This is a genomic window from Aquabacterium sp., from assembly GCF_050725395.1.
Classification (GTDB): domain Bacteria; phylum Pseudomonadota; class Gammaproteobacteria; order Burkholderiales; family Burkholderiaceae_C; genus Aquabacterium.
This window is the reverse complement of record NZ_JBOHHL010000041.1, coordinates 22,752-29,098: the sequence shown is the minus strand read 5'-3', so window position 1 is coordinate 29,098 and position 6,347 is coordinate 22,752. Positions and strand designations below refer to the sequence as shown.

7 protein-coding genes are annotated in these 6,347 nt (G+C 65.8%); 3 read left to right on the top strand and 4 right to left on the bottom strand.

The genetic code is table 11. The annotated features are described in order from the left end of the window. Both ACREB4_RS18660 and ACREB4_RS18655 read left to right on the top strand, forming a co-directional pair. A partial coding sequence (locus tag ACREB4_RS18660; RefSeq protein ID WP_431589749.1) for a phospholipase A occupies positions 1–612 on the top strand: 612 nt, incomplete at its 5' end. A gap of 47 nt (positions 613–659) precedes the next feature. Further along, positions 660–1,127: a hypothetical protein gene (locus ACREB4_RS18655; RefSeq protein WP_431589748.1), complete on the top strand. Its 468-nt coding sequence runs from the start codon at positions 660–662 to the stop codon at positions 1,125–1,127. Between the two features lie 9 nt (positions 1,128–1,136). Here ACREB4_RS18655 and ACREB4_RS18650 read toward each other — a convergent pair whose 3' ends face one another. Beyond that, positions 1,137–3,995 (bottom strand): glycoside hydrolase family 19 protein, encoded by a 2,859-nt coding sequence (locus tag ACREB4_RS18650; RefSeq protein ID WP_431589747.1) that lies wholly within the window; start codon positions 3,993–3,995, stop codon positions 1,137–1,139. 171 nt (positions 3,996–4,166) lie between these two features. Here ACREB4_RS18650 and ACREB4_RS18645 point away from each other — a divergent pair, with 171 nt between their 5' ends. Then, positions 4,167–4,511 carry a hypothetical protein gene (locus ACREB4_RS18645; protein WP_431589746.1) on the top strand — a complete coding sequence of 115 codons (345 nt, stop codon included), beginning with the start codon at positions 4,167–4,169 and terminating at the stop codon, positions 4,509–4,511. A gap of 26 nt (positions 4,512–4,537) precedes the next feature. Here the strand turns inward: ACREB4_RS18645 and ACREB4_RS18640 are convergent, their stop codons facing one another. From ACREB4_RS18640 to ACREB4_RS18630, 3 genes are read right to left on the bottom strand one after another with little or no spacing between them, the layout of a single operon-like run. Beyond that, on the bottom strand, positions 4,538–4,753 hold the full coding sequence (locus ACREB4_RS18640) for an oxidoreductase-like domain-containing protein (protein ID WP_431589745.1): 216 nt from the start codon (positions 4,751–4,753) through the stop codon (positions 4,538–4,540). Positions 4,754–4,766: 13 nt separating this feature from the next. Then, positions 4,767–5,927 carry a methyltransferase gene (locus ACREB4_RS18635; protein WP_431589744.1) on the bottom strand — a complete coding sequence of 387 codons (1,161 nt, stop codon included), beginning with the start codon at positions 5,925–5,927 and terminating at the stop codon, positions 4,767–4,769. A 32-nt stretch (positions 5,928–5,959) separates the two neighbouring features. After that, entirely contained in the window at positions 5,960–6,259 is a 300-nt protein-coding gene (locus ACREB4_RS18630; protein ID WP_431589743.1) for a flagellar basal body protein, read from the bottom strand. Positions 6,260–6,347 lie beyond the last annotated feature (88 nt).

The window sequence follows — 6,347 nt, the reverse complement described above, 5'->3', positions numbered from 1 at the left end:
GTCTGGGAAAACGCCTTGCTTCCGGGCGCCGACCTGTGGGTGGCCTACACCCAGCAGTCCATGTGGCAGTTGTGGAACCGCGACCAGTCCGCGCCTTTCCGCAGCACCGACTACCAGCCTGAAGTCATCTACGTGGTGCCGACGCCTGAATCCTGGCAATCGTTGCCACTGGGTTGGAAATGGCGCATGACGCAGGCTGGCATCGTCCACCAATCCAACGGCCAGCCCGACCCGCTGTCGCGCAGCTGGAACCGGGTCTATGGCCAAGTGGGCCTGGAACGCCGTGACCTGATGTTCAACCTGCGGCTGGAGCACCGGCTGGAGACCGACAACTCGGTGGGGGACGACAACCCCGACATCCAGCACTACCTGAAGCGCGCGGAATTGCAGGCGGTGTGGACCCCTGGCCGATCCACGGCCGCGGTGGCGTGGCGTCCGTCCTTCTCGGGCAAGGGCTCGGTGCAGCTGGACTACTCCTACCCGGTGTTCCGTGACCGGCCGGATGGCCTTCGCTGGTATGCCCAGATTTTCCAGGGCTACGGTGAAACCTTGCTGGATTACAACTTCAAGCAGACCAGCCTGAGCCTGGGTTTGAGCATCTTCAAATTCTGAGAAGACGTGTTAGCGTTGAGCCTTCACGTCTTCAAGGGATAGCCTGGATGAGCACTCCACACAGCCTGAAGAAAAACGCTGGCCAGGGCGCGGCCCCCAAAGCCACGGATGCCGCCCCTTTGCGCCTGGTGGCCCCCATCCACATGCGCACGTCCACTTCCACTTGCTGGAAGTGCCAGGCCCTGACCCAGGTGCACGCGGTGGTCGCGGCCGATGTGGTCGACCTGGGTGAATCTGGCGAAAGCCGCACCTATGTGCACGGCATTTCCAACCCCCCCGCCGAATTGACCGATGCCCTGCTGCTGCTGGCGCCCAATTTGCGGGTTGATCAGCCCGGCGACGATGGCGTGAGCCGCCTCACCAACCATTGCCCGCATTGCGGCGCCTTGCAGTCCGACCTCTATTTGTTCGCCGAACCGGGCGGGCCGTTTTTTGGCCGGCCGCCGGAAGGGCACCTGGGCGCCGTCATCCTGGAACATGACATCCAGGTGGACGACGCTTCCTACTCGACCTGACGCCGGTGCTCAGAAGCCCCGCAGGTCATCGACCGGGGTCTTCAACACACCACCACTGATGCGCTCGATGGCGCGCGAGACCACGTCCACGTCGTTGTCGAAGGTGCCGTGGGCGGCCTTGGCCACTTTGTCGGGCCGGGCCACCGTGATCTTGTCCGAGTCCACCAGCACCAGTCGCTCGCCGGGCACCAAGCCCGCCACGGCGGCGGCCTGCCGCCAGTTGCTCAAGGACTCGCCGGTGCTGGACGACCCATCCCAACCCCGGTAGTCGGCCTTGAACACGTTTTCCATGCCCAGGATGGGCGTGCGCAGGTCGGCTTCGAGCGCGTTCGACACGAGGTACAGCAGGGACTTGCGGTAGATGCCCACCACGTTGTCGTCGCGTTCGACGCGGTCGGATAGCACCTGCAGGTAAAGCTTCTTCATCAGGTCGGTGTGGGGGGCGTAGTGCTGGTTGGCGAACTGCACCGTGCAGGCCGGCGCCCACAGCTGGATGGACGAGATCTGGCCCGTCAGGCCGCGCTTGGCCGCCAGGTCGAGCATGTGGCCCAGGATGATGGAGCCGGCCGAGTGACCCACCAGGTGGATCTCCAGGTCATCGCCCCAGGTGCTGATCAGCTTCTGCAAGGCGGTGATGAGCAGATCGCCGCCGCGCGTGGTGTTGAAGGCCAGTTCGGCGTTCTCCTTCATCTCGCTCCACACGGGCTTGACCAGGGGCCGGCCGATGGATTTCTCGATGAGCAGGTCGGTGCGGTCGGTGATCCATTCGCCTACCCCGGCGGCCGTGGGCGGCTGCTTGCGCCAGGCTTCCTGGATGATGTTGCCGATGCTCTCGCCCAGGCCGGTTTTCCAGGCCAGGAAGAGTGGGTAGCAGCCATTGCCGGTGAAGAAGCGGCCCATGGCGCGGGCGCGCTTGATGCCATCGGCCTCGCTGTTGAGGCCGCCGTGCGCGTAGATCACCAGGCGCTTGACCTTGTCGGGCTGGCCGCGAAACCAGGTGTCGGGCAGCACCGAGGCCTGGTGCAGCAGCGTGCGGCTGACCTCGTCCTCGGTCAGGTAGCGGCGCACGCGGCCATCGTTGCCCAGCACGATGCTGTGCTGGTAGGCGCGGCGCTCGTCCCACCAGGCGCTGGTGTCGGCACTGCTGGCGCGGGTCTGGCTGGCAGCGGCGGTGGCCATGCCGCCCACCATCACCCCTGACACACCCAGGGCCACGACCCAGGCGTCCATGCCATTGGCCAGCCAGTCGGCGTACGTGAGCACCGCGAAGCCGCCCGCGCCCCATCCGCTGCCCCAGGAGTTTTGCAACACGAAGCCACGCTCGTTGAAGCCGACCAGCGCATAGGCGTGGCCATCGACCTCGGAGGGGTGGCCGTCGTAAGGGATGACGGGCAGGCCGGTGTGGCCGGACGGGGCCCGGGCCGTGTTCGCGATCTGGTTCCAGCCTTCGTGCGTGGTGCTGGACACATAGATGGCGCCGACCTCGCGGATCGCGGCCTGCAGGTCGGTGATGGATTTGACTTCGATGCGGTAGTACACGCCGAGGGTGTTCTGCGCGGCGCGCTGGGCATAGCCATATTTGGGCTGGACAGGGGCATGGTCGCGGTGCGGCCAATCGCCTTCAAGGCACACGCCATGGTGGAACCAGCCTTTGATGGCGCCTCGGCAGCTGGAGCCTTCGTAGTTCTCGCCTTCGTACTCGTCGTAGCGGCGTGCGAAGGTGTAGAGCATGGCCGGGCTGACCGAGTCCAACGCCTTGGGCATCTGCTGCTTGCGCCAGCGCAGGTAGTTCACGGTGCAGGCCAGGCCGAAGCCGGTGCAGGCGCCTTCCTGGCCTTGGTCCAGGATCAGTCCGGCCTTGGTGTAGGTCGAGAGAAAGCGTTTGATGTCGCTGGAATCGGGGTATTCGCCGGGCAGGCTGACAGGCGGTGGCAGGTAGAAGCGGTCGCGCAGGTCGGCCGGGTCCTTGGCCACGGTGAGGGGGCGTTTTTTCTTGGTGGCATGGGCCAAGGTGGCGGCGCGCTGTCGGGCCGCCACCTTGGTGCCGGCCTGGGCCTCGGCGGGCAGGGGCCACACGGCCTTGGCCAGGTCGAACACGTTCTTGAAGCGGTCCAGGCCATGGGCGCCGCCGTTGACCATCTTGCGGGCCACCAGGTACTTGCCTTCGGCCAGGGCAGTGCGCATGGCGTCGGCGCGTTGGGCCAGGAATGTGGCCAGCAGCATGGCGGCCACTTCGGGGGCATTGGCCAGGTCGGGGTTGGCCACCAAGTCGATGCCCAACTTGGCGCCGCAGGCCTGGTAATTGGCGCGGCCGGTCAACTGGATGAAGCCGCGTCCCTTGAACTTGGCACCGTCGCCGGCACTTTGGTTGCCCAGGTCCTTGCGGTCCTCGTAGGCACTGAAGGGGGCCATGCCAGGCCGGGTGTTGAATTGCGACGGGAACTCCGAGATGGGCAGGAAGCCTTCGCTTTCGGCGCGGATGGTGCCCAGGGCCGCGCAGACCATGCCCCGGTCAGTCAGGCCGGCCTCTTGCAGGGCGGCGGCCACGTAGGGCAAGTAGCGCGCGATGTTCGAGGGCTTGGTGGCCGGGAAAAGGCGGCGCACCGCGTCGGTGTCCAGGGGGACGGCCAAGGTGGCTGGTTTGCTCAATCCCAACAAGGCCTGGCAGCGCGGGCCGACGATGCCATCGGCGATCAGGCCCGAGCCCGATTGCCAGCGGCGCACGGCCGCTTCGAGGTCCGCGTCGAACACCAGGCCGGAGGCCAGCTTGCTGTAATCGCTGCCATCGGGTCCCAATTCCCGGGTCAGTTGCTGCCGCAGACGTTTGACGTCCGCGCCCTGGCTGCCCTTGATCAACAAACTGCCCATGATCCCGCCCCCGTGCTGGTGCCTGTGAATGAAGTGCGCCGGTTATAGCGTGGATGGCGGGCGGTGCCATCCTCCGCAAGGCTTCAAGCTAGGGGGGCGGGAACGCTGTTTGCCACCTCCTGGACGAGGTCAGCGCCGCTGGCCGCAATTCTTGAAAAGGAACCGATTGCCATGAACGCCAACTTCAAATATCTCCTCGCCGCTGGCACCCTGGGCCTGACCCTGTCTTTCGCGCACGCCGCCGACAACACCGCCATGCCCTCGGGCCAAGGCACGCTGACCAGCGAACAGGCCCGCGACCTCAAGACTGAAAGCAAGGCCGAGTACAAGGCCCGCAAGAAGGTGGCCGAAGCCCAGGAAGACCTGGACGTGGCCGATTGCAAGACGTCGAACCTGGACAGCAAGAACGAACGCGATTGCAAGCACGACGCCAAGCAGATCTCGAAGGAATCCAAGAAGGAAGCCAAGCAGATGTACAAGGATGAAAAGGCCGACATCAAGTCCTTGAAGGAATGATGATCACGGCGCGCTGAACAAGCGCGTCAGAAGCGGTCGTCGAGGATGAGCAAGGCCTCGTCGCGCCAGTAGACGGCCGCTGCGAAAAACCCCTCCCACACGCAACCATTGCAGCCGCGCCCGCAGCAAGTCGTGGGCTCGGGTGGTGGCGCGCGCAAGCTCAGGCCTTGGGCCAGGGCTTGCGCTTGCAGCGTGCTGAACATGGTCTGGGCCGATGCCAAGTCGGTGAGCGGAAAGTCCATGGCTTGGGCTCGCTCAGTGGCGCACGCCAAGGCGCCACAAGGACGTCAGTTCGGCTTGCCTGGCTTGGTGCAGCGGGTCGCTGTCATCACCGGCCTTGGGGTGCCGTGGCTTGATGCCGAGGCGGTCGACGACGGTCAGGCCGGCCGCGTCGATCGCTTCTTGCAAGGCCGTGGGTGAGCGCAGGCCCAGGTGCTCGGCCAGGTCCGACAGGATGAGCCAGCCTTCGCCACCGGGCGCCAGGTGGGCGGCCAGGCCATTCAAGAAACCCAGCAACATGCGGCTGTCGGGATCGTAGACGGCGTGCTCGATGGGCGAGCTGGGCCTGGCGGGTACCCAAGGCGGGTTGCAGACGATGAGCGGTGCCCGGCCTTCCGGAAAGAGGTCGGCCTGCACGATGTCGACTTGCCGGGACAAGGCCAGACGCTCGATGTTCTCGCGGGCGCAAGCCAAGGCACGAGCATCCTGGTCGGTGCCGATCACGTGCGCCACGCCGCGCCGCGCCAGCACGGCAGCGATCACGCCAGTGCCGGTGCCGATGTCGAAGGCCAGGCTGGTGTCCGCCGGCAGGGGCGCTTGCGCGATCAGGTCGATGTACTCGCCGCGCACCGGCGAGAACACACCGTAGTGCGGGTGGACGCGGCCTTGCAAAAAAGGGACCTCGACGCCCTTTTTGCGCCATTCGTGGGCGCCGACCAGGCCGAGCAGCTCGCGCAGAGACACCACGCTGTCCCCGCCGGCAGGTCCGCAGGCTTCCAGGCAGGCCTGGCGCACATCGGGTGCGCGGCGAAGCGGGATGCCGAAGTCGGGGTCCAAGGGAATCAGCACCATGGCCAACACGCGCGCGCGCTGCGCCTGGGCCTGGCGGTGCAAGTTGAAAGCCTCGGATGGGACCGAGGAAGTCTTGCGCACCTTGCGGTCGGTGCGCCGGGCCAGGGCTTGCAGCAGGTGTCGGGCGTTCTGGTAGTCGCCCCGCCAGAGCAGGCCGGTGCCTTCGCTGGCGAGCCGGTAGGCCATGTCGGCACTCATGCGGTCGTCGGCCAGGACCACGCGTTTGGGTGGCGGCGCGCTGCTTTCAGAGCGCCAGCGGGCGCTGTGGTTCTGCTCGGCCTCGGTCCAGTGGACCAGGGGGAAGGGCGCCTCGGGCGTGGAAGGGGACGGTGTGGTGGAACTCATTGGGGCTTTCCCAATGAGTGTAAGTCAGACGCTCAGGCTTGCAGATCGATCAGCGTGCCCATCATGTCCTGCTGGGTGCGCAGGGTGTGGAGGTTGGCCTGGAACGAGTAGGTGGACGAGATCTGCTGGACGATGTCGGCACTGAGGTCGTGCCCGATCGTCTGGGTCTGCTCGACGGTCGTGGCCACGCCGCCGTTGGGCAGTTCGCGCTGGTTGACGACCTCGCGTTTGAAATTCGAGGTCTGGCTGTTGGCGATGTTGTGGGCCGAGCTGTCCAGTTGCTGGAGGGCTGCGGTCATGCCGGATCGGCCGATCGATGAGACTGCGTTCATGGAGAACCTCAAGATCAATGACACAAGCTGTCAGTGAAATGTAGGTCTTATCCGGCGACCGCGCTGACCGATGGACGGCCAGGGCGGG